Origin of the sequence: Ruegeria sp. HKCCD7559, assembly GCF_013110575.1 — a bacterium.
In the GTDB taxonomy this organism is placed as follows: domain Bacteria; phylum Pseudomonadota; class Alphaproteobacteria; order Rhodobacterales; family Rhodobacteraceae; genus Ruegeria.
The window spans coordinates 154,902-180,398 of record NZ_WVQU01000001.1 but is presented as its reverse complement, the minus strand read 5'-3'; the positions used below and the strand labels follow the sequence as shown (position 1 = coordinate 180,398).

The following is a 25,497-nucleotide window of genomic DNA, read 5'->3' as shown; positions in this document are numbered from 1 at the left end:
ATCCCCTACCCCGTCATGGACAGCGAAACCATTCATGCATAATCATAAGCGGTATGAAGAAAATCGATTTCACTGATCTCGACGGCAAGGTTCTGCGCACCTTTCTGACCATTCTCGAGGAAAGCTCGGTTTCGAAAGCTGCGGATCGGCTGGGCGTCACGCAATCGGCCATCAGCCACACGCTGGCCAAGCTCCGGCTGGTGCTGGGCGACCCGTTGTTTGTTCGGTCCGGTCAGGGCCTGACCCCGACCGAGCGCGCCTTGTCCCTGAAGGAGCCCGCACAAAAGGTGCTGGACGGAATGCGGGCGCTGACCGAAGGGCGGCCGTTCGATCCGCAGTCTGAACAGATCAGGATCCGCATCGCCACCAATGACATGCCGCGCGAGTTGATCTTTCCGCAGCTGTTACGAGAAACACGTGCCGAAGACGCAGGTCTGCGGCTGGAATTCATTCCTTCAGGCGTGCCCGACCCCGAGCTGCTGCGCAGTGACAGATGCCAGTTGATGCTGACCCCGTTGCCGCCGGACGGGCCGGATATCTTTCAAAAACGCCTGATGACCAGCCCGCTGATGCTGTTCTATGACGCCACACAGCGCACGCCGCCGGACAGTTGGGACGCCTATTGCAACTGCGATCATGTCGAGGTTCGCTTTGCCGATGGCCGCAATGCCCGCGCCGTCATGCGTGGCGTCGATCAAAGCCAGATCAGGCCAGCAGTGGTGACCTTGCCGCATTTCAACGCCATCCCGGCCTTCATACTGGGCAGCGACCTGATCTCGACCGACACGGCGCTGATGAAACAGGGCCCGCTGGCCATGCTGGATTGCGCGCCACTGCCGTTCGAATGCGCCCCGGTGTCGATCTACATGGTCTGGCACCAAAGGTCGGCCAATGATCCGGCACATCGCTGGTTGCGGGCCCGGATCGAGGCGATCGCCGCGTCTCTTCAGACCTGAGACAACAGCCAGTCGCGCATGATCCTGACCAGTTGCGGCTGGCGCGGCTTGCGGGGCGCAACCACGTAAAACCCCAGATCTGCAACCAGGACATCCGCAAGCGGCTGAACAAGACGGCCCGAGGCCACCTCGGGCGCGACAAGAGGCGCATTGGCCAGTGCTATCCCCTGCCCCGAAACTGCGGCATCGATCGCAAGGCTGGTCTGGCTGAAGCTCATCATTCTGGGTTTTCCGCTTACCCCCACCCGTTCAAGGAACAAGGGCCACAATCCGTGGGTGTCGTTCAGCAGCACTTGCGTCAGCAGATCAGAAGAGGTGCTGATTCCGCCCGCAACAGAAGGGCTGCATACCGGGATGAATTCGGTCGAGAACAAAGGCACCGCCTCCAGTTCCGCCGCAAACGGCGCCCGACCCTGCCTGACTGCAAGATCGACGCCATCCGAACTGAAATCCGCCAGACGCTCGCGCGCATCCACCTGAACCGAGACGTCCGGATACAGGTCCGTGAAGCCCGACAAACGCGGCACCAACCATTTCGAGGCAAAGCTGGGCGTGACCGACAATGTGATCCGCCGGTCCGGAGACAAGTCGGCCACAGCCTCTTCGATCAACCTGAAAGCACGTCGCAGGGGCGCGTGAAACCGCCGCCCGGCATCCGTCAGGCGCAACCCGCGCGGCAGGCGGTCGAACAGAACCTCGTTCAATCGCGCCTCAAGCCCGCGCACCTGCTGCGCCACGGCGCCCTGCGTCACGCCCAGCTCTTCGGCGGCCAGTCGAAAGTTCAAGTGACGGGCAGAAGCCTCGAAAGCGCGCAAGGCGTTAAGGGGTGGAAGGGCGGTCATGCTGTTATCCTGTAGATTTTCTACAGAATAGAGGCAGCAGAACTGATTGGTCAAACCACTGTCCGACAGCCATCTTGGGATCAACTGAAAACGGAGATGTCAGATGGAAAAGGTAGCACTTATCACAGCGGGCGGCAGTGGCATGGGGGCGGATTCCGCCCGGAGGCTGGCGGCGGACGGGTTCAAGGTCGGCATTCTGTCCTCCTCGGGCAAAGGGGAAGCTTTGGCAAAAGAGCTGGGCGGTGTCGGTATTACCGGCTCGAACCAGTCCACCGAGGATTTGCAGAAACTTGTCGATGCCGCCATGGCCCATTGGGGGCGTGTTGACGTTCTGGTCAATTCTGCCGGTCACGGCCCCCGTGCCCCGATCCTTGAATTGACGGATGAGGATTGGCACACCGGCATGGATGTCTATTTCCTGAACGCGGTGCGCCCAACCCGGCTTGTGACCCCGATCATGCAGGCGCAGGGAGGAGGCTCGATCATCAACATCTCGACCTTTGCCGCCTTCGAGCCGGATCCGGTTTTCCCGACGTCGGGCGTGTTCCGCGCCGGGTTGGCCGCCTTCACCAAGCTGTACTCGGACAAATATGCCGCCGAGAACATCCGCATGAACAACATTCTTCCGGGCTTCATTGACAGCCTGCCCGAGAAAGAAGAATTCCGCAGCCGCATTCCGATGGGTCGTTATGGGCGCAGCTACGACGAGATCGCCTCGGTCGTCGCTCTGCTCGCCTCGGAAGGCGGCGGTTACATCACCGGACAGAATATCCGGGTGGACGGCGGTATCACCCGGTCTGTCTGAACTTAGAACCGCGCCTTTACAAGATGCGTCAGCGCCGCGCCGGATTCAAAAAATGCGCGGCGCACGCGCGTCCAGTTTTCGCGGTGTTCCGACACGGCGGGAACCGGCAGAAGCGAGGGATCACCGGCCAGAAGGCTTTCGGCCATCATGCGGCCGAACACCGTGCCCGGGCCGATGCCGCGACCGGAATACCCGTGTGCGGCCAAAGCGTTGGGGCCGATCTGCGTGATCTTTGGAATATGATCCGATGTCATTGCGATCCGCCCGTGCCACCCGTGTTCCAACGGCTGGTCGGCCAAGTGCGGATAGAGCTCGGCCAGCTTGCGCCGGACCCAACCGGAATGTGCAACCCGGCCGACATGTCCCAGATCCCCCATGCCGCCAACGATCATCCGACCCGCCTGATCCAGCCGGAATGACGTCATGATCAGCCCGGTATCCCAGCACCCTTCTTTCCTTGGCAGGATACTGGCGCGCAAATTGTCGGTCAGCGGGGCCGTGGCATACTGGAAATAGTAGACCGGCACATAGGCAGGCGCGGTATCCGGCAGCGCAAGATGATAGGCATTCGTCGCCTGAATGACCGATCTTGCCCGAACCGTCCCGCCCGGTGTCACCAGAACCCAGTGCCCGCCCTCATATGTCATGGTCTGTACGGGGCTTTGCGTGTGTATCCGCGCCCCGGCCTGTGACGCCGCGCGCGCCAAACCCACCGCATAGGCCAAAGGCTGAATGGTTCCTGCCCGTGGATCGAACAAGGCACCGTGAAAGGCCTGGCTGCCGGTGCGTTCACCGGCCTGGTCCGCCGACAACAGCACAACCGGCGCTCCGGCTTCGCTCAACTGCGCATGACGCGTATGCAGGTCCTTCAAACCCGACGCGGAATGAGCGCAATGCAGGGTTCCGCTGCGCACGGGCTCACACGCAATGCCATATTCATCGATCAAGGCAAACACATCCGCCGGCGCCTTGGCCAGCAAGTCGATCAAACGGTTCCCCGGTTCAATACCGATATGCGCCCGGATGTCATCCGGCGGCAGCCACAGCCCCGCATTGACCAGACCGACATTGCGCCCCGAACCGCCAAACCCGATTTCCTGCGCCTCGAGCAGGCAGACCGACGCGCCGGCGCGGGCAGCGGTCAAAGCCGCTGAACAGCCGGTGTAGCCACCTCCGATGACAGCCAGATCAACCGCTGCTTCAGCGGTCAGGGGCGGTGCGGGGACTGTCTCGGTGCAGGTGGTCTGCCAAAGTGATTGTTCGGGATCGTTCACGTCGGGCCTCTGAGTCTTGTCGGCGGATCATCATACCGACACCCCCCCTTTGCAAGCGGCCTTTTGACCCGTGCTGCGACAACGAAACAGGCCCGGCAGGCCCGGGCCTGCCGGGCCCAACCGGAGGAGTCATTCCGTCAGGAATGAAGACGACGGGCGGGAGGGCCCGCGTGGTGGGCTCAGACGTCGAGCGATCGCGCGATCAGCTCTTTCATGACCTCATTGGTGCCGCCATAGATCATCTGCACTCTGGCATCCGCGTAAAGACGCGCAATCGGGTATTCCATCATGAACCCGTAGCCGCCGAACAGTTGCAGGCATTCATGCATGATCTCGTTCTGCACCTCGGACCCCCAGTATTTGGCCATCGAAGCAGTTGCCGCGTCCAACTCGCCTGCTTCCAGTTTCCCGATACAATCATTGATGAAACTGCGCAGAACCTCGGCCTTGGTCTTGCATTCCGCCAGTTTGAACCGGGTATTCTGAAAATCCATCACCCGCTGCCCGAAGGCTTTGCGTTCCTGCACGTATTTCACGGTTTCGCCGATGGCGAAATCGATCGCGCCCAGCGCCATGATCGCGATATTCAGCCGTTCCCACGGCAGCTGTTTCATAAGCTGATAGAATCCCTGCCCTTCCTCGGGGCCCAGCAGGTTTGTCATCGGCACTTTGACATCTTCGAAAAACAGTTCGGCAGTGTCATTGCCCTTCATGCCCAGTTTCTTGAGGTTCCGCCCCCGGCGAAAACCTTCACACCCGTCAGTTTCCACCACAATCAACGAAACGCCGCGTGCGCCAGCGGTTTTGTCGGTCTTGGCGGCCACGATGATCAGATCCGCAGTCTGTCCGTTCGTGATGAAGATTTTGGACCCGTTCAACCGGTAGGAGTTGCCGTCCTTCTCGGCAGTCGTCCGCACCGCCTGCACGTCCGAACCGGTACTGGGTTCGGTCATTGCCAACGCGCCGACCAATTCACCCGACGCCAGTTTGGGCAACCACTTCTTCTTCTGATCTTCGCTGCCATACGCGGTGAGATAGTGGGTCACGATCGACTGAATGCCATAACCCCAACCCGCATCACCCCGCGCGCCCTGTTCGTAGGCCGTGATGGCGTCAAAGCCCATGCCGCCACCGACGCCGCCATATTCTTCGGGGATCGCACCCGCCATCAGCCCGGTTTCGCCGGCCTTGCGCCAGAAATCGCGATCCACAACGCCGTTTTCAACCCAGGTTTCGATATTAGGCGACAGTTCGTCATCCATGAACCGACCCGCCATATCCGCGAACATGCGGTGTTCATCAGTGACCCATGCCGCAGTCGAAGTGAAAAGTGACATTGAACGCCCTCCAATCGGTCTTTCCGGAAAAGGCTAGCGCCGTGTTCGGTTCACGCCAATCCTTGTGACGCCGCGTCCCTTTGCGGAACAACGCAACGTTCCCTGGCCTACGATGTCAGAGAATACCTATTGGCTGGCGGGGTTAAGTCAGTGCTTTGGCCAAAAGGTGCTTGGCCGCATCCTTGGCGTCTTCCGCCGGATCGCAGTTCTTGAGCAGAACGGCGGAAACGATGGCTCCTTCTTGCAACAACACGATCTGACTCGCGAGCTTCCGAGGATCATGCGCGCCGGCCTGCTGGGCTATGGCCGTGAAGTGTTCCAGCAAAAGCTGTTTGTGTTCGGCGGCCTGTACATGGATCGGGTGATCCTTGTCCTGATACTCGGCCCCGGCTTTGATGAACATGCAGCCCCGGAACCCGTCCTCTTCGAACCACTCTTTCAGGGCATCGAAACTGACGATGATCTGCTCGGCCGGTGTTTCCGCCATCTCGTCGATGCGCTGAAAGAACCAGTCGCGAAAGTTCTCATCCCGCAAGCGCAGCGCGGCGACGATCAGGTCTTCCTTGGTGCGGAAATGCTTGTACATCGACGTCTTGGACACGCCTGTTTCCACGACCAGCTTGTCCATGCCGGTTGCGTGAAACCCGTCGCGGTAAAAGACCTTCAGGGCCTTGCTGACCAACTCATCCCGTTTGTTTGGGCGCATGATTCGGCTCCATGGTGTACCGTTCTGTACATATTACCATGGAGCGTGAAGTACAATGACCCCAGGCCAAAGCGTTGTTTTGAAATAGTTTTACCAGGCGCCTTGTCTCACCATGAAATTTCCACTTGCAAAAGTTTACAGATCGGTACACTTTGCCTATAAGTTAACCGATCTGTACACCCGAGGATTTGACCGATGAAACGTCGCGCCAGCATTTTTCCACCTCAGTACGTCCCCTTCCTTCTGACCATGGCTCTTCTTGCCGCCTCCCTCACCTGAAAGCCTTTGCGAAATGTCCAGAACTCCCTTGCCTCCCTTCACGTTGGAAACTGCCACTCAAAAAGTGCGCACGGCGGAAAATGCCTGGAACAGCCGCGATCCCGACCGCGTGACGCCCGCCTATACGGATGACAGTCAATGGCGGAATCGGGCTGAATTCCTGTCCGGCCATGCCGACATCCACGCCTTTCTGACCCGCAAATGGCGGAAGGAACTGGATTATCGCCTGATCAAAGAACTGTGGGTCTTTGCCGGAAATCGCATTGCCGTACGCTATGCCTATGAATGGCGCGACGACAGCGGTCAGTGGTTCAGATCCTATGGCAATGAAAACTGGGAGTTCGCCGATGACGGGCGCATGTCACATCGCCATGCCTCGCTCAACGATCTTCCGATAGCCGAAGATGACAGGCTGTTCCATTGGCCCTTGGGCGAACGCCCTCATGACCACCCCGGGTTGTCCGAACTGGGTCTTTGAAAGGATTTTCCAATGCCCCGCGCTTTTTCCGAACTGACCTTCACACCCGCAGTCCGCGCCCATCAAGAAAGGATGGGATCGGCCAGAACCTATGCCAAGTTCATTGCAGGTGGCCCGCGGCAAGGCCATCTGATCGGAGACCCCGAGAAAGAGTTCATTCAGGCGCGGGACGGGTTCTATCAATCCACCGTGTCCGAGACCGGCTGGCCCTATGTGCAGTATCGGGGCGGGCCGACAGGGTTTCTGAAGGTGCTTGGCCCTCAGACCATCGGATATGCGGATTTTTCCGGCAATAAACAGTATATCTCGCGCGGGAATCTGGACGGCAATGATCGTATTGCAATGATCCTGATGGATTACGCCAACCGACGCCGTCTCAAGATCCTTGGGCGTGTCGTGTTCACGGAAGGCGAAACAGCGGCCGCCACCCTTTACCCGGAAGAGGCCGAGGCACCGGCCGAACGGGCCGTGGTCATCCGCGTCGAGGCGTTGGACTGGAACTGCCCAAGCCACATCACGCCGCGCTTCACCGAAGCAGAGTTGCGCCCTCATCTGAACAGGCTGGGGCAGCAGTTGGCAGAGTTGCAGGCGGAAAACCAAAGGCTGAAACAGCAATTGGCAAAGTCAGGTTGACGTTTCAGCCCTCACAAAATTTACGGATATCAAGAGAAGGGAGTGTCGCAATGGTTCGCTCGGTCTTTCACCTCTCGGCGGCTTGCCTTGCCGGTACTGCTCTGATCATTCTGATCATCATGTTCGGTTTTTTCGCTTCACCCAGTGCGGTACGAACATCGCCGCCATCGGTATTCAGCAAGATTTTGTTCGAACATTTGCAGCAAGAATGATGACTGCGCGTCACCGCGACAGGTGTCCAACAAGCGCGCTTGTCGATTCCAACCAAAGCTATCAAGTCGAACCCAGGGGGCGCATGCGCTGTCAGGCTGAAAATCCTGGTCGAAAAAGGTCGGCACAGTTCCGGGTCTGCTCTCACCACCAATAATGGTGAGAGCATGTAAAGCCAAATCAGGCCGTGCTGCGCTTTTTCCGACGCCCCATCACAAACAAACCGCTGATGCCGCCAAGAAGCAGCCAGCCAGCAGCGGGCAGCGGCACGGGGGCAATCGTGTATTCCCCATACAGCGTTGCGACGTTTTGCATGTTTTCCGTTGTGCTGAAGCCGTTAGAAATGGTGCTGCCGCCGTCCTGAGAGAAACCGAGGACCGAGAACACATAATTTTGTCCACGGAAATTAAAGCTTTGAGAGCCCAAATTGTTGGCAATGGTCACGATGTCATCACAAGGGGTGGAATCCGCCGGACAGTTCGCTGGGCGATTCAATGTCTCGTTATGCGTCAGGGCAAACGAAGAGGACACCAGAGGGCCACCGCTTATCAATATATCGACAAGAAGGTCGACCGAGCTCAGTGTTGTTCCAGTGATCGGGAAATTCAGATGCGAGAACTGACCCAGAGCAAATGCCGTTCCAGGCAACAGACCTGAAATTGGCGTGCCAGTTGGCGTGAAATCGTAACCACTTGAGCTGCTGCCACTTCCCCACCGAAGAGAAATCGTAGAACCAGAGGTGCTTTCAGTAACGCCGGAACTTGGATTTACGTTTTGCCAAGAGGGCGAGATGCTGGAAATGGTCAGCGCCGACGCACCGCTTGCAGCCATCACACCTGCAACAGCGATCGCAGCTATGTTTCGTATCAAAGTCATGTGCCCACCTTACGTATGAATACTCGTTACAAACCACTCTGGGAAAGAGCAGCACAACAGGATCATATTCCTAGCTCAAACGCCACATTGACGCCACGTTTTCACCTCAATCAAGGCGAATGACGCCCCAAAGAGCGTCGAAAAGGACACAATCATCTGGTAGGCGCCAATTGTCCAACTTTTGGAAACAGATACTTCGGATACAAGGCGCCAACTGAACGATTGAACACGCAACCGGGCGCCGCGTGGTGGTTCATCAATGGTCGGATCGTACCATTGCTTCGATACCGGCGGCGCAAAAGTCCACCAGACGCTCCATGCCTGATACGTCACCGCCCTGCGACAGGGCTTTGACCCGCCATCCGCTGTTGAGATGGGCCAGCATCGCCGAGACCGAATAAACCTGGCCACTTGCCAAAACCGCAGGATCGACATCCGGGTAAAGCGTGGCGATCTCGGTTATGAACAGCTGGGCGGTAGGGTCGAAACATTCCGCTGCGATATCGCGCCACCTGGGGTCAACCGATACGTGGGCCACCAACCGCCCATATGCCATCCATCCGGGCCCACCCGTTTCTGCCAGGTCCACATAGGGTCGGATAAAGCTGTCCAGAATGCTGTGAAGCGTCAGCGGAGCGACGGCCTTGGCCCTGTTCAACGCGTCGATCCGAAGCTGCGCCAGCGCGTCCGCGCGCCGCGCCACGGTTTTGTAAAACAATTCCTCCTTGCCACCACCATGATGGTGCACAAGACCAATCTGAACCCCTGCCAAGGCCGCGATATCCCGGATCGACGCACCCTCGAATCCCCGTTCGGCAAAGACGGTTTCAGCCGCATCCATGATCCGCGCCTTGGTTTCAAGCGATCGCCTGGACGGGGCTCTTTGCCTTGGTTTTTCGATGTTTTTTGGACTCATGAATTTCATCTTGCCTTATTTTGGTCGTTCGTTCAAGTTAAGCGTCACGAACTTCGGGAGGGTTCATGACACAGACGCGCAACGCATTCGCCCTGATCGGGGCGGGGCCGATGGGTTTGGCCGCAGCCAAGGTGCTGAAGGAACAGGGCATCGCCTTTCAGGGGTTCGAATTGCATTCGGATGTGGGCGGTCTGTGGGATATCGATGCCCCCAGATCAACCATGTATGAATCGGCGCATCTGATCTCTTCAAAACGCATGACCGAATTCGAGGATTTCCCGATGGATGAGGCGGTGGCCGAGTACCCCTCGCACCGGGCGATGCGCGACTATTTCCGGTCCTTTGCCGATCGTTTCGGCCTGCGTGAAAGCTACAGGTTCAATGCAGAAGTCACCCGGATCACTCCGCTAGGCAAATCCGGTGATGGTTGGCGTGTTGGCTGGCGGGACGCCCAAGGTGAACATCAGGCCGAATTCGCAGGGGTTCTGATTGCAAACGGCACCTTGTCGGAACCGAATATGCCCAGCTTTCCCGGCACGTTTGACGGCGAGTTGATTCATGCCTCGCAATATCGGTACCCCAGTCAGTTCGACGGCAAGCGTGTGTTGGTCGTGGGCGCGGGCAATTCCGGCTGTGACATTGCGGTTGACGCAATCCATCACGCAGAACGCTGCGATCTGTCGATGCGGCGCGGCTATTACTTCGTGCCGAAATACGTTTTCGGCAGACCGGCCGACACGATGGGCGGCAAGATCCGCCTGCCGATGTGGCTGAAGCGCAAGGTGGACAGCCTCATCCTCAGTTGGTTTGTCGGTGATCCGCAGAAATACGGCTTTCCCAAGCCCGATTATCAGCTTTACGAAAGCCACCCGGTGGTGAATTCGCTTGTCCTGTATCACGCGGGCCATGGCGACCTGCGCATTCGCCCCGATATCAACCGCCTGGAAGGCAAAACCGTGCATTTCAAGGACGGCACGCGCGCAGACTATGACATGATTCTCGCCGCGACCGGATACAAGCTGCACTATCCGTTCATCGACCAGGGCCTGCTGAACTGGCAGGGCGATGCTCCACATCTGTACCTGAACGCGATGCACCCCGAACGGGACGATCTTTTTGTGCTGGGCATGGTCGAGGCCACGGGTCTGGGCTGGCAAGGCAGGCACGAGCAGGCCGAAATGGTGGCGCGCTATATCAAAGGTCTTCAAAAGGGCTGCCCGGTGGCGGCCGATCTGAAATCCAAAAAACAAAAAGACTATACGCGCGCCACCGGAGGCATGAGCTATATCGATCTGCCGCGAATGGCTTACTACGTGGACAAGGCCACCTACAGAAAGGCTGTCACCGGATGGATCGAACGGCTGCGGAAAGCCGCCGTATGAGTGGTATCGACGAAATTACGCTGAATTTCAGCCCGGCCTCTCTGACGCTGTTGAATGCGATACTGGCGATCGTGATGTTCTCGATTGCGATCGATCTGACACCAAGGGATTTTGATCGCCTCAGGCGCGCGCCGAAGCCAGTGATCGTCGGGCTGGTATCCCAATTCCTGGTCCTGCCGGCGCTGACTTTTGCACTTGTGTGGGTGACGGCCCCTCGACCGTCTATTGCGCTTGGGCTGATCCTTGTCGCAGCCTGTCCGGGGGGCAATATCTCGAACTTCATTACGCACCGCGCCGGTGGCAATGCGGCGCTGTCGGTGTCGATGACCGCCTTTGCCACCATCGGCGCGATTTTCATGACGCCCTTCAACATTGCGCTTTGGGGCGGGTTGTATCCGCCAACACGCGCGATCCTGCAACAGACCCAGATTGACCCGGTGCAAATCGCAATCCTTGTCGGGTTGATGTTGATCCTGCCTCTGGTCCTGGGCATCGCTCTGAACCAGCGCCGCCCGGCCCTGACCGCACGGTTACGTGCGCCGCTGCAATACCTGTCGATGGGTATTTTTTCGGCTTTCATCTTACTTGCCCTGGGCGCGAACTGGGGGTTCTTCCTCAGCTTTGCCGGGGCTGTTGCCGGGCTTGTGATCCTTCACAACGCCCTGGCGCTGGGGGGCGGTTGGGTTGTGGCCACTCTGACCCGGCTGTCCCCTTTCGATCGCCGCGCCATCACCATCGAAACCGGCATTCAGAATTCCGGCCTTGGGCTGGTGCTGATCTTTGCCTTTTTTCACGGGCTGGGCGGCATGGCCGTGGTGGCCGCGTTCTGGGGCATCTGGCACGCGATCTCGGGGATTGCCCTGGCGTCGTTCATGGCCCGAACCGAGGCCGCGCGATGAGCCGTATCCTGATCACGGGCGCCGCCGGTATGGTCGGGCAGGCACTGTTGCCCGAACTCAAGGGGCACGATGTTTTTGCAACGGATATCAAACGCCCCGACAGCATGCCGGAAAACGTCCACTATCTGCCCTTGGATGTGACGACCGACGCGCCCGCGCGCGTGATCTGCAACGTGAAGCCTGATGTCATAGTGCATCTGGCCTCCATCGTGACGCCTCCGCCAAAAATGGAACGGGCGGCGGCATATGCGGTTGATGTCGAGGGCACCCGCAAGGTGGTGAACGCGGCCCTTGCCAACGGAGTGCGAAGATTGGTGGTCACATCCTCGGGTGCAGCCTACGGCTATCACCCGGACAACCCCGTGCCCCTGCGCGAGGATGATCCGTTGCGCGGCAACCCCGAGTTTCCGTATTCCGATCACAAAAGGCAGGTCGAAGAGATGCTGGCCGAGGTTCGCAGTGCCGCCCCCGATCTGGAACAGGTCGTGCTGCGCGTGGGCACGGTTCTGGGGGCCGGGTCCGAAAACCAGATCACCGCCCTGTTTCGCAAACCCCGCCTGCTGGCCGTCGTCGGCAGCGAAAGCCCGTTTGTGTTCATTTGGACGCATGATCTGGCACGCATCCTGAAGCGCGCGGCAACCGACGGGCCGGTTGGCGTTTACAACGTCGCCGGGGACGGCGCGATGGGCGTGACCGATCTGGCGCGTGCGATGGGGAAACCGGTTCTGCGCCTGCCCGCTTGGGCGCTGAAATCGGCTTTGGCCGCTGCACGTCCGCTGGGTCTGTCCCGCTATGGGCCGGAACAGGTGCGATTTCTGCAATATCGACCGGTATTGGACAACACCGCCCTGAAATCCGACTTCGGTTACACTCCGAAAAAAACCAGCGCCCAGGTATTCTCGCTCTGGCAAAAGCAGGCGGGGCTATGAAGACGGCTGTCATATCCGGCGGGGCGGGCGGTTTGGGGCGGGCCCTCAGCCATGCTCTGCAAAGTCGCGGGTGGCGGGTGGTGCTGCTGGATCGCGATGTTTCAGGTCTGGACACCGGGCCGAACCAGTTGCCTGTTGGCTGCGATCTAACGGATCCCGACCAGCTTGCCAGGGCAACTCAAAAGGTGATCGCGACCAGTGACAGTATCGATCTGGTCATCTACAACGCCGGCGTCACGCAAATCAGGGGCTTTGAAAAGTCCGACGCGGCCAGCCACCGAACTCTGTTTGACATCAACTATTTTGCGGCCGTTGAAATGGCCCGCGCGTTCTTGCACCCGGTTCGGGCGTCAAAGGGGACACATCTGGCCATCTCATCGGTGGCCGGGTTTGCACCGCTTTACCATCGGACGGCCTATGCTGCCTCGAAACACGCGCTGGAGGGGTTCTTCAAATCGCTGCGCTCGGAAGAAGCCCCTCATGGCGTTGACGTTCTGATCGCTGCGCCCTCCTTTGTGGCCACCAACCCCGGCAACGCACAAGAGCAGGCGGATGGCACAGCGCGCCCCGGATCGGCGAAGGACGGGATGGACGAAATGAGCCCCGAGGCCGCCGCTGAGACGATCCTGCGCGGGCTGGACAAATCGCAGCCCATGATCCCGGTTGGCCGCGTGGCGCGCCTGTCCTGGTGGCTCAACCGTCTGTCACCGCGCCTCTATCAGCGCATGATGGAACGAAACATGCGCGGCTCGGGGCACTAAAAAAAGCTGCCCCAGGCCCTTGACCTTCCCGTCACTGGAACCCCCATCTGGTGGGTAAGGAAACTTCATGGGCGAGTCGCATGGCGCAAAAATCACTGACAGAGCTGAAAATCACGGGCATGGGATGCGCATCCTGCGTGGGACGCGTTGAAGAGGCGCTGCGTGATGTGCCCGGGGTTGAAACGGCCTCGGTCAACTTTGCAACCAAGTCCGCACAGGTGGCTTTTGACGGGCCAGCTTCGGCGCTGACCAAGGCATTGGACGCGGCAGGGTATCCGGCCGAGACCAGCCGGGCGGATCTGAGCATTGAAAGTATGAACTGCGCCTCGTGCGTGGCCAAGATCGAGCGCGCGCTGACGGCCAGCCCCGGTGTGATCGAAGCGCAGGTCAATCTGGCGACACAAACTGCCGCGGTGACCTACGCCGCGGGGGCAACATCGCCACAGGCGCTGGCACAGGTGGTCACCGACACCGGTTACCCGGCGCGGCCTCAAGCCGTTTCGACACCCGAAGATCGCGCAGACACTGAAACAGCAGGGCTGACCCGGGCCACTCTGCTGGCGGCCGCTCTTGCCCTGCCCGTGTTCATTCTTGAGATGGGCGGGCACATGATCCCCGCATTCCACCATTGGGTACACGCCACCATCGGCACGCAGACCAGCCAGTTGATTCAGTTCGCCCTGACAACGGCCCTGCTGCTGGGGCCCGGTCGCGTGTTTTATCGCAAGGGCATCCCGTCGTTGCTGAGGGGCACGCCGGATATGAACGCGCTGGTCGCACTGGGAACCGGGGCGGCCTATCTGTATTCGGTGGTAGCCACATTCGCCCCCGGCGCGTTACCGATGGGAACTGCCAACGTCTATTACGAGGCGGCGGCTGTGATTGTCGTTCTGATCCTTCTGGGCCGTCTGATGGAGGCGCGCGCCAAGGGCAAAACCGGGGCTGCGATCCGTAAACTGGCGGGCCTTCAGCCCAAAAGCGCGCGGGTCGAAGTTGATGGTCGGATTGAAGACCGCCCTATCGCCGAGATTGCTGTGGGCGACATCCTGCACATCCGCCCGGGCGAACGCGTGCCGGTGGATGCCGAAGTGCTCGAGGGCACCTCTTACGTCGATGAAAGCATGATCACGGGCGAGCCGATACCCGTTGGAAAATCAGCCGGCGCGGCTGTTGTCGGTGGCACCGTGAATGGCACTGGCGCCTTGCGGGTTCGGGCGACGCGCGTGGGGGGCGACACGGTGCTGGCCCAGGTCATTCGCATGGTGCAGCAGGCGCAGGGGGCCAAACTGCCGATCCAGGGTCTGGTCGATCGGATTACATATCGCTTTGTCCCGGCGGTCATCCTGGTCGCCGTGATCACCGTCGCAGTCTGGCTGATCTTCGGCCCAAGCCCCGCCCTGCCGCTGGCGCTTGTCGCCGGGGTTTCCGTGCTGATCATAGCCTGCCCCTGCGCCATGGGTCTGGCCACTCCGACCTCGATCATGGTCGGCACCGGGCGCGCGGCCGAACTGGGGGTGTTGTTCCGCAAGGGCGATGCCTTGCAACAGCTTCAGCAGGCACGCGTCATCGCGCTGGACAAGACCGGGACCCTGACACTGGGCCGCCCGGAACTGGACAATGTTCTGACGGCGAACGGGTTTGACAGGGATGAGGTTGTGCGGCTGGCCGCCGCCCTCGAGGCGCGGTCGGAACACCCGATAGCTTCGGCGATCACCCGGGCCGGGCCTGCGACGCTGCCACAGGCGACGGACGTCCTGTCGCTTACCGGGCTTGGCATGCAGGGGCTGGTTGAAGGCCGGAACGTGTTGATCGGGTCGCACCGTCTTATGCAACAACGCGGGATCGCCCTTGGTCCCCTGGCAAGCGAGGCAGAGGCCCGCGCCGCCGAAGGGGCAACACCATTGTTCGTCGCATTGGATGGGCAGGCCGCAGCCACGTTGTCTGTGTCCGACCCGGTCAAACCCGGCACCGAAGAGGCGCTGGAGCGTCTCCACCAAATGGGTCTGACCGTGGCCATGGTCACCGGAGACAACGCGCGCACCGCGCAGGCCTTGGCTGATCGGCTGGGGATCGATCACGTCACCGCCGAAGTGCTGCCCGACGGCAAGGTGGATGCGATCACCGCCTTGCGGGACCAGTTCGGAACGCTGGCTTTCGTCGGCGACGGCATAAACGACGCCCCGGCCCTGGCAACGGCTGACATCGGCATCGCAATCGGAACGGGCACCGATGTGGCCATCGAAACGGCTGATGTCGTTCTGATGTCCGGCGATCTGCGCGGGGTTGCAAATGCAACCGAGATCAGCCGTAGAACGATGCGAAACATTCGCCAGAACCTGGGATGGGCATTCGGTTACAATGTCCTGCTGATCCCGGTCGCCGCTGGTGCGCTGTACCCGTTCGGAGGCCATCTGTTGTCTCCGGCGCTGGCCGCGGGCGCGATGGCGCTTTCGAGTGTCTTTGTCGTCTCGAACGCGCTGCGTCTGCGTCGCGTTCAAGCCAGCGTGCCGGAAACCCCGATCCCGCCCGCCAAGGAGGTGCACGCATGAATATCGGAGATGTGTCCACCCGCACCGGCCTGCCTGCAAAGACGATCCGGTACTATGAAGACATCGACCTGATCAAACCGCTGCGCGACGACAACGGCTATCGCCGATTTCGCGATCAGGATGTGCACAAGCTGAACTTTCTGGGCCGTGCCCGGGCTTTGGGATTCACCATCGGGGATTGCCGGACATTGCTGGCGCTTTACGAGGATGAAACCCGCGCCAGCGCAGATGTGAAACAGGTCGCGCGGGACCATCTGGCGCAGATCGAAGCCAAGATCGCCGACCTGAACGCGATGCGCGAAACGCTGAGCCACCTGATCGACGCCTGCGCCGGGGATGACAGGCCGGATTGCCCGATCCTGCAGGATCTGGGCGGGAAGGGCTGACTTGGGGTTGCCCTTTGGGCGCAGCTTTGCTTTGTCTTCGCCAAACATTTCGGCCAGGCACGCACCGCTGAAGCCGACCGAACAGCGGAGAGGATCACAAAATGGCAAAAGTCGCGTTCCTTGGCCTGGGCGTCATGGGCTATCCCATGGCTGGGCATCTTCAGGCCGCAGGCCATGACGTCACTGTCTACAACCGCACGGCTGCCAAGGCCGAAGCCTGGGTAAAGCAGCATGGCGGATCGATGGCAGCCACCCCGAAAGACGCGGCTGAAGGCGCCGAGTTTGTGATGGCCTGCGTCGGCAATGACGACGATCTGCGCATGGTTTGCACGGGCGAGGACGGCGCATTTCACGGCATGTCCAGCGGGGCTGTTTTCGTCGACCACACCACGGTTTCTGCAAAGGTCACGCGGGAATTGTACGCTGCCGGCCAATCACAGGGTATCGCCTTTGTGGACGCGCCGATCTCGGGCGGCCAGGCAGGCGCCGAAAACGGTGTTCTGTCAATCATGTGCGGCGGAGATCAGGCGGCTTATGATGCGGCTGAACCGGTGATGCAGGTCTATGCGAAGATCTGCCGCCGCATCGGGGACAGCGGCGCGGGCCAGATGACCAAGATGTGCAACCAGATCGCCATCGCAGGGTTGGTTCAGGGCCTGAGCGAAGCGTTGCACTTCGCCGAGAAGGCCGGGCTGGACGGAAGGGCCGTGGTCGAGGTGATCAGCCAGGGCGCCGCTGGCAGCTGGCAGATGGCAAACCGGTATGAGACCATGCTGGATGATCAGTTCGAACATGGCTTTGCCGTCGACTGGATGCGCAAAGATTTGGGTATCTGTCTGGATACCGCCAATGAAACCGGTGCGTCCCTGCCTGTTACCGCTCTGGTCGATCAGTTTTACAAGGATGTTCAGAAACTGGGCGGTGGCCGCTGGGACACCTCGTCGTTGATCAAGCGCCTGCGGGCCCTGGGGTAACGCGCGGAGGTTGTCTGCCCCCCATCGCGCCAAGGCGCGATTCCCCCCGAGGATATTTTTGGCCAGATGAAGAGGGCTCCGGCGCGATCGGAGCGGAGACGGGAATGGACGATTTAAGTGCTTTTTGGACGGCCGCGCTGCGGCAGCTCTGGGGGCTGGACGCCCGCTTGACGCGGTTGGATGGTGAATATGATCTGAACTTTCTGGTGCACGCCACCAATGGTCAGGATTATGTGCTTAAGGCCATGCGGGCCGGATGCGATGCGGATCTGGTTGATCTGCAAATCAAGGCGCTGGCGCATATCGCTTCTGAGGCACCGGGGTTGCCGTTTCCCAAGGTGTTCCCTGATTTGACCGGAGCAATGCTGCCCGAGATTGCCGATTCTGAAGGACAGCGCAAGCTGGTTTGGCTGTTGGAGTGCCTGCCGGGCCAATGTTACGCGAAGGCCGCCCCAAAATCCGAAGAGCTGATCCTGAAACTTGGCCGCGTATTGGGGGCAACCGACCGGGCCCTGGAAGGGTTTGAGCATGAAGGGTTGCACCGGGTCGGTTTCAAATGGGACCTGATGCAGGCGGGCTGGATTGCTGACAAGTTAAACGCGATCTCTGACCCCGCGCGGCAGGCACTGCTGACGGAAATCTGTGAGGGGTTCGCTGCAATCGCGGATGTCCTTGCGGACCTGCCGAAACAGGCCATCCACAATGACGCCAATGACTACAACATTCTGGTCGAAGGGGAACTGGGCGAGCGGCGGCGGATCTCGGGCCTGATTGATCTGGGCGACATGTGCGCCGCGCCGCGCATCTGCGATCTGGCGATTGCCGGCGCGTATGTCGTGCTGGATCACCCCAAGCCGGAACGGGCACTGGCTGCGTTGGTAAAGGGCTATCACGCGGCCAACCGGCTGCGGGCGGATGAGGTTGACCTAATCTGGCCGTTGCTGAGGATGCGGCTTGCCGTATCCGTCGTCAACTCGACCCTGATGGCGGCCGAGAATCCGGATGATCCCTATGTGACGATCTCTCAGGCGCCTGCTTGGCGGTTCCTTGAGAACACGTCAGTCAATGGCGGGCTGATGTCGGCGCGGTTGCGGGCGGCTTGCGGCTTGCCCGTGGTTGATGGGGCTGAACGCATCCACGCCTATCTTCAGGAACACCGGGGGCATTTTACCGACATGTTCGGCCAGGACCTGGGCGATGTGCCCATGGGCTCGCTTTCGGTCGAAAACTGCGTCTGGCCCCGGAACCCGTTCCACATGCCTTTGGCCGAGGCCGCGCGCGTTGGCGAGGAATACGGGCAGGACCTGTGGCTGGGTTACTATAACGAGCCCCGCCTGATCTATGCCGAGCCGGGGTTCCGCAAGGGCCCGTGGAAAGCCTCGGACAGGCGGACGGTTCATCTGGCCGTGGATGTGTTTGCGCCTGCCGGGACGGTTCTGCATGCACCGATGAGCGGGCGGATCGAAGTGGTCGAAAACCGCGACCAGCACCTCGACTACGGCGGGGTGATCATCCTCCATCACGAAACGCCCGAAGGCGACCCGTTCTATACGCTCTATGGCCATCTGGATCCGGAATGCTGTGACCGGCTGAAACCCGGCGACCCGGTGGCACAGGGGGCCGCGTTTGCGCGGTTGGGCGATGCCGACCAGAATGGCGGATGGGCCCCGCATGTGCATTTCCAGCTGGCCCTGACCACCGATGGCATGGAAGCGGACTGGCCCGGTGTCGGAGACCCGGACGAACTGGAGCTGTGGCACGCGGTCTGCCCGAACCCGGCGGCGTTGCTGAACCTGCCGGATGACAAGGTGTTCTATCACCCAACTGACAAAGCGGAAATCCTGCACAAACGGCGGGCGCATTTCGGGGGCAACCTATCCCTGACCTATGACGATCCGGTCATGCTGGTGCGCGGCTGGAAGCATCACCTGTTCGACGAATGGGGACGCCCCTATCTGGACGCCTACAACAACGTGCCGCATGTGGGGCACGCGCATCCACGCATTCAGGCCGTGGCGGCGGATCAGCTGAAGCGGATGAATTCGAACACCCGTTATCTGCATCCGGCACAGGTGGAATTTGCCGACAAGATTCTGTCGAAGATGCCGGATCACCTACAGGTCTGCTTTTTCGTCAACTCGGGCACCGAGGCAAACGAACTTGCCCTGCGGCTGGCCCGCGCCCATACCGGCGCAAAGGGGATCGTGACGCCGGATCACGGCTATCACGGGAACACGAACGCTGCAGTGGCGATCTCGGCCTACAAATTCAACAAACCGGGCGGCATCGGGAAAGCCGACTGGGTTGAACTGGTCGAGGTTGCCGATGACTATCGCGGGTCATTCAGGCGGGACGATGCGGACCGGGCACAGAAATTTGCTGATCTTGTCGATCCGGCGATTGCCGCCCTTCGCAACAGGAGACAGGGCGTGGCCGGGTTCATCGCGGAAACCTTCCCGTCGGTCGGCGGCCAGATCATTCCGCCCAAGGGCTATCTGCCTGCGGTTTACGAAAAAATACGTGCTGCGGGGGGTGTTTGCATCGCCGATGAGGTGCAGACAGGTCTGGGACGGTTGGGTGAGTATTACTTTGGCTTCGAACACCAGGGCGCGGTTCCGGATATCGTAGTGATGGGCAAGCCAATCGGAAACGGGCACCCACTGGGCGTGCTGGTGACAACCCGCGAGATCGCGGACAGCTTCAACAACGGGATCGAGTTCTTTTCGACCTTTGGCGGCTCGACCCTGTCCTGCCGGATCGGCAAAGAGGTGCTGGATATCGTCGATGACGTGGGGTTGCAGGACAATGCCCGCCGGATGGGGGATCGTCTGATGGCGGGACTGCGCCAGATCGAAGCCGACTTTGGTTGCGTTGGCGACGTGCGGGGTATGGGGTTGTTTCTCGGCGTGGAGCTGATCAACCCCGATGGAAGCGAAGGCACCGAGATTTGCAGCTATGTCAAAAACCGGATGCGCGATCATCGCATCCTGATCGGCAGCGAAGGGCCCAAAGACAACATCCTGAAAATCCGTCCGCCCCTGACCATCGAGGCCGAGGATGTTGACATGATCCTCTGGGCGCTGCGGGATGTGTTGTCCGAGGTGGGCGACTTTACCCCTGCCCCTGTTTGCGATCATGACCATCACCATGCCGGATGCGGGTGCTGCTGAACGAAAAAACCCCGGCGCAGCGCCGGGGTTCAACCGTTCCACACTCAGGGTCAGTGGAGCACGGCCGAGGGGGTCTGGTGGCCGGTGGTCGGCATTTTGAAACCTGCGGTCATACGTCTGAGAGTCAGCCCCAGTTCTTCCGACAGGGATGCCAGCGCGGGGGCAAAATCCGGACGTACGATCAAAGACGCCAGCATCATCGCATCTTCACGCGCCCCTTCGGACGCTGCCGCGATCATCTGTGCAAAGCAATTCTCGTCCGCGCCAAGGCATGCACATCCAAGACCATGCCGGATCAGGGGGCGGCGGCCATGGGTGGCGCATAGAGAGCATAAACGATCCAAAGTCAGCATTGCCGCACGCCCGCAATCCGCGCCCAGCGCGACTTGGAAATCGCTGGCAGCGTCGGCACGACCGCCCTCGCCTTCGCTCCACATCCGCAGATACATAACGGCGCCCGCTTCGATGGGATCGAGATCGGCAAGGCGGCCAACCGCTGCACCGCCGCGCTTGAAAGGCGCGCTCATTTCGTCAGGATCAGTTTGCCTGCACGGGTGATGCGCAGGGTATAGAGTTGATCGCCAAGTTCTATATGGGCCAGGTTGCCGCCCTTGGTCAGATCCTCGGCCTTGTGCGCGGGAAGCATCGAGACAGCGTAACCTTGGGTTGGGGTCGGGTTCTGTACGTTCATCGGGACATCTCCAGAGCGTTTCGGCATGGTGCCATATCTATCGCGTTTCACTTGATTTGGCTGACCCCGAAAGGGTTGGCTTTCTGTTCCTGCCGCTTAATCTGATTATTTTAGTAAGGATTGTCAAGCATGGTTTTGAAACAGGCGATTGCCCCTCGGTACAGGGCGGGTTAGGTCTTGGGTCGGGCGATGAAGGGCAAGCAAACATGACCGCAGCAGTTGTATTCGATCTGGACGGAACGCTGGTGGACAGCCTGGGCGATCTGGCGGCGGCGGCCAACCGCACGCTGAACGACGTTGGGCATGATCCATTGGCGACGGATATCATCAAAGGATTCGTCGGCAACGGTTTACCCAAGCTGGTCGAACGCATGATCCGGCATTGCGGGCTGCCGCTGGATCGCCATGCGGAACTGACCCAACTGACCCTCAAACACTACAATTCCGCTGCAAGCGAAACGACCGTTCCCTACCCCGGCATCCCGGAGGCACTGGCCAAATTGCAGCAAATGGGATGCGTTCTGGGCGTCTGCACCAACAAACCCGAAACACCGGCGCGGCATGTGCTGGAGGCACTGAACCTGTCCCGGTTTTTCGACGCGGTTCTGGGTGGCGACAGCCTTTCGACGCGAAAACCGGATCCCAACCATCTGTTCGCAAGCTTCGATGCGCTTCAGGCGTCCGGCCCGCGTCTGTTCGTCGGCGACAGCGAAGTTGACGCGGAAACGGCTGCGCGTGCGAAGATCCCGTTTTTGCTGTTTACTGAAGGATACCGGAAGACGCCGGTCGCCGAAATTCCACACACCGTGGCCTATGGCGCATCACAAGATTTGCCCGCCCTCGTCGCCAAATTGATCAAAAGCTGACACCGGCAACGATCCGCATGACCACTGACCCCAACTGCCATGGACCCCAAAAGTTAAGAGGGGCCGGCCGAGGGGGTGTGACCAGCCCCTCATCGGGGAAAGTTAGTACCGTGTGTGTTTGTGTGGTAAGTACGGTAAAATATGTTTACCCCTGTTTGTCGCGGCGCGAAATTGGGGGTTTCCCGTAGTTCCCCAAAAAACGCGAAAAATAAGGGATAAGTGGCGCTTTCCCGGCCCCGGTCATCTGCAAATTTTCGCATGCAAGACAGGCTTCCGGCCCGCAGCTTCACAGGGGTGATCTGCAACCGATTGCAAGCCAAGGGCAACCCTAGGAAAACCTGCCAGAAATCACGCGACCCTGAAATTACCTGAACAGAAAGGTGCTCTGTCAATTGACCGCATGAACCCGCCGGTTCAGATCCCGGACAGCCTGTCAAATGCGTGTTTGTGATACTCAAAACCAAACGATTTGCGTCAAACGCTACTGAATTCCGCGTCTCAACGCGACATTCTCTGCCGATTCCGACGACCCCAACTGCGCCTTCCGAATCTCCCCTATACCTGTCACGCGACGCTCATTCGGTTTTGGCAGCCTTCTGCGCGGCAGATGCTTGCGGGGTTGCGCTCAGGATATCAGACAGTCGGGCACCAACACCCTTTTCATCAGAACCCGGTGTATCTGCCGGCCGTTTTCACAGCACCCTGCCGCGCCGGAAAACCGGTTATTGGTAATTCTTCGCCTTGGACATTTTGCCGATACCGGGATTGAACGAGTTGGTCGGGTCGCAGCATTTGTAATGTGCCGCCAGGTCGGGCTTGGCCTTGTAAAGGTGCCCCACGTTATGTTCAGCAGGGTATTCCGCGCCGCGTTCGTCAAACAGTTTCAACATTGCGGCCTTCAGAGCTTTTGGTTCAGCTCCTTTTTTGACTATGTAGTCCTGATGCATCACGTGGCACATGAAGTGCCCGTAATAGAGTTTGTGAACCAACTGGTCTTCGATCTCAGGCGGCAGCTTCTCCAGCCAGTCCTGGTCGTTGCGGCGCAGTGCGACGTCCAGTGCGATGATATCTTCGACGTCGTCCGAATGGATCGCCATGTAACGCACCGCCGCGCCCGCCGCCGCAAACCGATGAAGGCCTGCGATTCTGGCCTCGCGCGCATCACATTCGAAAAATCCGCCATCCCGGCCACTCAGAAATCGCGGCAACCACTCAGCGGCCTCGGATACACCTTCATCCTTCATTTTCAGGATAAGGTGATGTTCGTATTTGTCGCGAAAATCCGTCATACGTTTGGGCAGGACACGTGGCCACAAAGCTATAGCTGCCTGCATGAAACGATCAGTGAAATTTCGCAAAAACGGAATGCGCCGCAGGCGTGCATCCACGGCGCCTTTCATCGCAAAGAACATCGGCAGACGGTCCGTGCCAAGCTTGTCGATCATCACGACCGTGTCCTTGCCATAGCGTGCTGCAATATCGAACGCTTCGCGATGCATGTATTCGGCCGAAACCGGCAGCGATTTGAACTCTGACAATATGTGGCGCCGCAGGTCCGCCAGATCGTCGGGATTGTTGGTGCCCACATAGAACACCTTCTCAACCTCGTTCTTGGGAAAGGTGTCAAGGCGCACCGCAAAAACGGCCAGCTTCCCGGCCGAGCCCGAAGATTCGAAAAGCCTGGCCTTGTCCGCATTGAACCGCGCAGGCGTTTGCGCATTCACGTCCCGCACGATCTGTGCGTAGTCGCTGGCCGATGCGCGTTTGTTGGTTGCCCCGGGATTGCGTTCGAACCTGCCTGCATCGAGGTTTGCAAGGATCTCTTCCGGCGTGCTGCCCAGATCGATGCCCAGATGGTTGACCAGTTCCAATTCACCCTGTTCGGTGATTTGCGCATAGACGGAAAGTTCCGTGTAAACCGGACCGCGCTCTACCAGAGAACCGCCGGAATTGTTGCATACCCCACCCACGATCGACGCGCCGATGCAGGACGAACCGATCACCGAATGCGGCTCGCGTCCGAACGGGGCCAGCAGTTTTTCCAGCGCAAAAAGCGTGGCGCCCGGAAAGCTGACGATCTGCTCTGCGTCGTTCAAGGGCACCAGAGTATCCATCCGGCGCGTGTTGATCAGAACCACGTCACGGTCATAGGTGCCGGACGGCGTAGACCCTTCGGTCAGACCAGTATTGGCCGCCTGCATGATGACGATCTTGTCGGCTGCAACGCAGGCTTGCAGGATCTTCCATTGCTCCAGCAGGGTCCCCGGCTGAACGACGCACAGCGCCTCACCCTCGCCCGAGCGGAAACCGCGCCGAAAGCGCTCTGTCGCGCGCGCTCCGATCAGCACGTGACGCGTACCGACGATAGAGCGGAAATGTTTGATCAACGCGTCATTGGTCATATCGGCCCCCGTTTCGGGTTAGGGATTGCGGAAACGAATATTCTCGCGGCTGAGCTGGCCAACACTGGTGACACCCATCAGCTTCATGTCGCGCTCGATCTCGGCACGCATCAGCCCAAGGGCCCGTTCGACCCCAGCCTGCCCCGCGGCAGCCAGAGGATACAGGTAGTGCCGCCCGATACCCACCGCTTTGGCCCCGATCGACAGCGCCTTGAGCACATGGGTGCCACGCTGAATGCCGCTGTCCATCATCACGTCCAGTTTGTCGCCGACGGCATCGACAATCTCGGCCAGTTGATCGAACGGCGTGCGCGATCCGTCCAATTGTCGGCCACCGTGGTTCGACAGGATGATGCCGGTACAACCGATCTCAGCCGCGCGTTTGGCATCTTCGACGGTCATGATCCCCTTCAGGCAGAACTGACCATCCCAGTCGCGCACCATCTGCGCCACGTCATCCCAGTTCATCGACGGGTCGAGCATGTCGGTGAAATACCCGCCGATCGAGCTGGCCCCACCGCCCATATCCACATGTTCCTCAAGCTGAGGCAGCCGGAACTTTTCATGAGTGACATAGTTGATCCCCCACATCGGCTTGATCGCGAACTGGATCATGCCGCCCAGCGTCAAGCGGAACGGGATCGAGAACCCCGTGCGCAGATCACGCTCGCGGTTGCCGCCGGTGATGCTGTCGACGGTCAGCATCATGACCTCAACACCCGCCTCTTTGGCGCGCTGCATCATGGCGGCGTTCAACCCGCGATCCTTGTGAAAGTAGAATTGATAGACCTGCGGGTTTTTGTGTTTTTGGCGCAGCTCCTCCAGCGAGACGGTTCCCAGAGAGGAAACTCCGAACATGGTGCCGTATTTCTCGGCCGCCGCCGCGACCGCGCGCTCACCCTGATGGTGGAACAGGCGCTGCAACGCGGTGGGTGAGCAATAGACCGGCATGTCCAGTTTCTGCCCCATCACCGTGACGGACATGTCCACGTCCGAAACCCCGCGCAGGACCGAAGGCAACAGATCGCAGCGGTCGAACGCCTTGGTGTTTTCCCGATACGTCACCTCATCATCCGCGCCACCGTCGATATAGTTGAAGATCGGCCCCGGCAGCCGCTGTTTGGCCAGCCGCCGGAAGTCGTGGAAGTTATGACATTGGCTCAGACGCATCCGATA

Annotated in this window: 23 protein-coding genes; 13 read left to right on the top strand and 10 right to left on the bottom strand. The window is 59.9% G+C overall.

Going from position 1 to position 25,497, the window contains the following annotated elements; translation table 11 throughout:
• Positions 1 to 53: 53 nt before the first annotated feature.
• The gene (locus GS605_RS00905) at positions 54 to 956 is read left to right on the top strand and encodes a LysR family transcriptional regulator (RefSeq protein WP_171722791.1); all 903 of its coding nucleotides are present in this window, start codon (positions 54 to 56) and stop codon (positions 954 to 956) included.
• Here the strand turns inward: GS605_RS00905 and GS605_RS00900 are convergent.
• Entirely contained in the window at positions 947 to 1,798 is an 852-nt protein-coding gene (locus tag GS605_RS00900; RefSeq protein WP_171634228.1) for a LysR substrate-binding domain-containing protein, read from the bottom strand. The two genes, GS605_RS00905 and GS605_RS00900, sit on opposite strands and share 10 nt — an antisense overlap.
• 103 nt (positions 1,799 to 1,901) lie before the next feature.
• Here GS605_RS00900 and GS605_RS00895 point away from each other — a divergent pair, with 103 nt between their 5' ends.
• Complete coding sequence (locus tag GS605_RS00895) at positions 1,902 to 2,603, top strand: SDR family oxidoreductase (RefSeq protein ID WP_171634230.1); 702 nt, start codon at positions 1,902 to 1,904, stop codon at positions 2,601 to 2,603.
• A gap of 2 nt (positions 2,604 to 2,605) precedes the next feature.
• Here the strand turns inward: GS605_RS00895 and GS605_RS00890 are convergent, their stop codons facing one another.
• The 3 genes from GS605_RS00890 to GS605_RS00880 form a co-directional block, all read right to left on the bottom strand.
• Entirely contained in the window at positions 2,606 to 3,877 is a 1,272-nt protein-coding gene (locus GS605_RS00890) for an FAD-dependent oxidoreductase (protein ID WP_171722790.1), read from the bottom strand.
• A 179-nt stretch (positions 3,878 to 4,056) separates the two neighbouring features.
• Positions 4,057 to 5,214: an acyl-CoA dehydrogenase family protein gene (locus GS605_RS00885; protein ID WP_171228939.1), complete on the bottom strand. Its 1,158-nt coding sequence runs from the start codon at positions 5,212 to 5,214 to the stop codon at positions 4,057 to 4,059.
• A 142-nt stretch (positions 5,215 to 5,356) separates the two neighbouring features.
• Positions 5,357 to 5,920, bottom strand: coding sequence for a TetR/AcrR family transcriptional regulator (locus GS605_RS00880; protein ID WP_171634241.1), 564 nt, complete (start codon positions 5,918 to 5,920; stop codon positions 5,357 to 5,359).
• A 292-nt stretch (positions 5,921 to 6,212) separates the two neighbouring features.
• Here GS605_RS00880 and GS605_RS00875 point away from each other — a divergent pair, with 292 nt between their 5' ends.
• Entirely contained in the window at positions 6,213 to 6,677 is a 465-nt protein-coding gene (locus GS605_RS00875; protein WP_171634244.1) for a nuclear transport factor 2 family protein, read from the top strand.
• 12 nt (positions 6,678 to 6,689) lie between these two features.
• Positions 6,690 to 7,310 carry a pyridoxamine 5'-phosphate oxidase family protein gene (locus GS605_RS00870; RefSeq protein ID WP_171634247.1) on the top strand — a complete coding sequence of 207 codons (621 nt, stop codon included), beginning with the start codon at positions 6,690 to 6,692 and terminating at the stop codon, positions 7,308 to 7,310.
• A 390-nt stretch (positions 7,311 to 7,700) separates the two neighbouring features.
• Here GS605_RS00870 and GS605_RS00865 read toward each other — a convergent pair whose 3' ends face one another.
• Positions 7,701 to 8,396: a THxN family PEP-CTERM protein gene (locus tag GS605_RS00865; protein ID WP_209832326.1), complete on the bottom strand. Its 696-nt coding sequence runs from the start codon at positions 8,394 to 8,396 to the stop codon at positions 7,701 to 7,703.
• Between the two features lie 256 nt (positions 8,397 to 8,652).
• Entirely contained in the window at positions 8,653 to 9,312 is a 660-nt protein-coding gene (locus tag GS605_RS00860) for a TetR/AcrR family transcriptional regulator (protein WP_171722789.1), read from the bottom strand.
• A gap of 65 nt (positions 9,313 to 9,377) precedes the next feature.
• On the opposite strand from GS605_RS00860, the gene GS605_RS00855 reads away from it, so the two are divergent.
• The 8 genes from GS605_RS00855 to GS605_RS00820 all read left to right on the top strand — a co-directional run bounded on the left by GS605_RS00855 (position 9,378) and on the right by GS605_RS00820 (position 20,362).
• Positions 9,378 to 10,694: an NAD(P)/FAD-dependent oxidoreductase gene (locus GS605_RS00855; RefSeq protein WP_171722788.1), complete on the top strand. Its 1,317-nt coding sequence runs from the start codon at positions 9,378 to 9,380 to the stop codon at positions 10,692 to 10,694.
• Positions 10,691 to 11,593, top strand: a complete 903-nt coding sequence (locus tag GS605_RS00850; RefSeq protein WP_171722787.1) for a bile acid:sodium symporter family protein — start codon at positions 10,691 to 10,693, stop codon at positions 11,591 to 11,593. Before GS605_RS00855 ends, GS605_RS00850 begins: the two co-directional genes overlap by 4 nt.
• Positions 11,590 to 12,522, top strand: coding sequence for an SDR family oxidoreductase (locus GS605_RS00845; RefSeq protein WP_171722786.1), 933 nt, complete (start codon positions 11,590 to 11,592; stop codon positions 12,520 to 12,522). The genes GS605_RS00850 and GS605_RS00845 overlap by 4 nt, the downstream gene beginning before the upstream one ends.
• A complete protein-coding gene (locus GS605_RS00840) occupies positions 12,519 to 13,283 on the top strand; it encodes an SDR family oxidoreductase (RefSeq protein WP_171634261.1) in 765 nt (254 codons plus the stop codon). Before GS605_RS00845 ends, GS605_RS00840 begins: the two co-directional genes overlap by 4 nt.
• Before the next feature lie 80 nt (positions 13,284 to 13,363).
• On the top strand, positions 13,364 to 15,832 hold the full coding sequence (locus tag GS605_RS00835; RefSeq protein ID WP_171722785.1) for a heavy metal translocating P-type ATPase: 2,469 nt from the start codon (positions 13,364 to 13,366) through the stop codon (positions 15,830 to 15,832).
• Positions 15,829 to 16,218 carry a Cu(I)-responsive transcriptional regulator gene (gene cueR, locus GS605_RS00830; protein WP_171634268.1) on the top strand — a complete coding sequence of 130 codons (390 nt, stop codon included), beginning with the start codon at positions 15,829 to 15,831 and terminating at the stop codon, positions 16,216 to 16,218. The genes GS605_RS00835 and cueR overlap by 4 nt, the downstream gene beginning before the upstream one ends.
• Before the next feature lie 101 nt (positions 16,219 to 16,319).
• A complete protein-coding gene (locus tag GS605_RS00825; RefSeq protein ID WP_171634271.1) occupies positions 16,320 to 17,192 on the top strand; it encodes an NAD(P)-dependent oxidoreductase in 873 nt (290 codons plus the stop codon).
• 104 nt (positions 17,193 to 17,296) lie between these two features.
• The gene (locus GS605_RS00820) at positions 17,297 to 20,362 is read left to right on the top strand and encodes an aminotransferase class III-fold pyridoxal phosphate-dependent enzyme (RefSeq protein WP_171722784.1); all 3,066 of its coding nucleotides are present in this window, start codon (positions 17,297 to 17,299) and stop codon (positions 20,360 to 20,362) included.
• Positions 20,363 to 20,412: 50 nt separating this feature from the next.
• On the opposite strand, the gene GS605_RS00815 is transcribed toward GS605_RS00820, so the two are convergent.
• Together GS605_RS00815 and hemP are read right to left on the bottom strand one after the other, a co-directional pair.
• On the bottom strand, positions 20,413 to 20,889 hold the full coding sequence (locus tag GS605_RS00815; RefSeq protein WP_171228953.1) for a hypothetical protein: 477 nt from the start codon (positions 20,887 to 20,889) through the stop codon (positions 20,413 to 20,415).
• Positions 20,886 to 21,053 (bottom strand): hemin uptake protein HemP, encoded by a 168-nt coding sequence (gene hemP / locus GS605_RS00810; protein ID WP_083445319.1) that lies wholly within the window; start codon positions 21,051 to 21,053, stop codon positions 20,886 to 20,888. Before hemP ends, GS605_RS00815 begins: the two co-directional genes overlap by 4 nt.
• 206 nt (positions 21,054 to 21,259) lie before the next feature.
• Between hemP and gph the strand changes: the two genes are divergently transcribed.
• Positions 21,260 to 21,919, top strand: coding sequence for a phosphoglycolate phosphatase (gene gph / locus GS605_RS00805; protein ID WP_171722783.1), 660 nt, complete (start codon positions 21,260 to 21,262; stop codon positions 21,917 to 21,919).
• Between the two features lie 722 nt (positions 21,920 to 22,641).
• On the opposite strand, the gene dld is transcribed toward gph, so the two are convergent.
• Both dld and GS605_RS00795 read right to left on the bottom strand, forming a co-directional pair.
• Complete coding sequence (dld, locus tag GS605_RS00800; RefSeq protein ID WP_171722782.1) at positions 22,642 to 24,321, bottom strand: D-lactate dehydrogenase; 1,680 nt, start codon at positions 24,319 to 24,321, stop codon at positions 22,642 to 22,644.
• An 18-nt stretch (positions 24,322 to 24,339) separates the two neighbouring features.
• Positions 24,340 to 25,491, bottom strand: a complete 1,152-nt coding sequence (locus tag GS605_RS00795) for an alpha-hydroxy acid oxidase (protein ID WP_171118676.1) — start codon at positions 25,489 to 25,491, stop codon at positions 24,340 to 24,342.
• Between the last annotated feature and the right edge of the window lie 6 nt (positions 25,492 to 25,497).